The organism is Paracoccus acridae (assembly GCF_014642735.1).
Lineage (GTDB): Bacteria > Pseudomonadota > Alphaproteobacteria > Rhodobacterales > Rhodobacteraceae > Paracoccus > Paracoccus acridae.
In genome coordinates this window covers 1-1,393 of the sequence record NZ_BMIV01000066.1, presented here as the reverse complement: position 1 = coordinate 1,393, position 1,393 = coordinate 1, and the positions used below count along the sequence as shown (strand labels likewise).

1 protein-coding gene is annotated in these 1,393 nt (G+C 64.5%); it reads right to left on the bottom strand.

Features of this window, described 5'->3' with window-relative positions:
• Nucleotides 1-66 precede the first annotated feature (66 nt).
• Nucleotides 67-1,293 (bottom strand): IS256 family transposase, encoded by a 1,227-nt coding sequence (locus IEX25_RS19715; protein ID WP_188717423.1) that lies wholly within the window; start codon nucleotides 1,291-1,293, stop codon nucleotides 67-69.
• Nucleotides 1,294-1,393 lie beyond the last annotated feature (100 nt).

Below are 1,393 nucleotides of genomic sequence, written 5' to 3'. Positions count from 1 at the left end.
GGTCGTGTCGCGAATGTGGTGGAAATTGCCGAGCAGCGGGCTCCGGGCATGTAACGATGGCTCCAGTCAGGCCGCGAGGTCAAGGGACATTGGCTCGAGAGGCTGGGACAGGGTTTCCCAGCCATCGACCTTTCGCATCTGAATCTGACCGGAAGCCAGCAGCGCCCAGAGCAGCATCGGCACGGTTTCGGCGCAGGGCAGCACGGTCTGGGTCTTGATGCGGCGCCGGAATTCCTCGTTCAAACGCTCGATGGCATTGGTGGTCCTTGCCGACTTCCATTGCGAAGGATCGAGGCGGGTGAAGCTGAAGAGCCGGTCGCCCGCTTCCTCGAGGCTGTCGGCCACGGCCCGGCACTTCAGCTTCCACTTGCGAAGAAAGGCCTTGCGGCGCGTCTCGATCTCGGCGGCGGTGTCAGCATAGATCATGTCGCGGTAGTCTTCGCTCAGCTCGTCATGCAGGCGCTTGGGCGCGTGGCCAAGCAGGTTGCGGTGCTTGTGAACCGTGCAGCGCTGGATGGGCAGGTCCCCGCCCCATAGCGCCAGGAGCGCGGCCTCCAAGCCGGGGGCGCCGTCAACGATCACGAACTCCGGCCGCCTCAGGCCCCGCGCATCCAGATCGGCGAGGAATTGGCTCCAGGCAGCCGTGCTTTCGCCGCCCATGTTCCTGATTGAGAGGAGCACCTTTTGTCCGTCGCGCCGAACACCGATCGCCGCCAGTACCGAGATATTGGTGGCCTTGCGGTCCAGCCGGGTCTTTATGACGGTGCCGTCGAGAATGAGCCGCACGATATCCTCCTCGGCCAGGTCGCGGGTGGACCAGGCGTCCCAATCGACCTTCACCTTGCGCCAGGCGCGGCTGACCACGTCCTTGCTCACCGCCCCCTCGAACAGTCCGAACAGCGCCCGCTTGACCCGGCGCGTGTTGGTTCCGGCCAGGTAGACCGCCGCGATCAGGGCCTCGGCCTTTTTGGTCAGCCGCTGGTAGCGCGGCAGTGCCTTCGAGCGCCATTCGGTGATCTTGCCGGCCTCGTTCTCGATCCGGGCACGAGGAACCCGCACCGTCTCGGTGCCGAATGTGCCGGTCAGCTGTCGGTCGCGATGTCCGTGGCGGTAGCCTTTGGCCCGCTCGTTGCCGCGGCCGTAACGAAGCCGACCAAGAAAGACGGCCAGTTCCTCTTCGAACATGGCCTCGATGGTGGCACGGACATTCGCCCGCAGGCGATCCTCGATCGGATCATACCCGCTTGCGTCGGGCAGTAGCGAAAAGGGCGAGCTGTCGATATTCTGCTTCATGGCGTGATCTCCCTGGCGGTTGGCGCCGCCGGTTGGGTGGGTGTCAGTTCACCCGGAGATTACGCCGCCTTCAAATTTCCACCACTTCCGAGACACGACC

Coding starts and splice junctions, on each gene's coding strand:
- IEX25_RS19715 (WP_188717423.1), bottom strand. CDS start 1,293: ATGAAGCAGAATATCGACAGCTCGCCCTTTTCGCTACTGCCCGACGCA.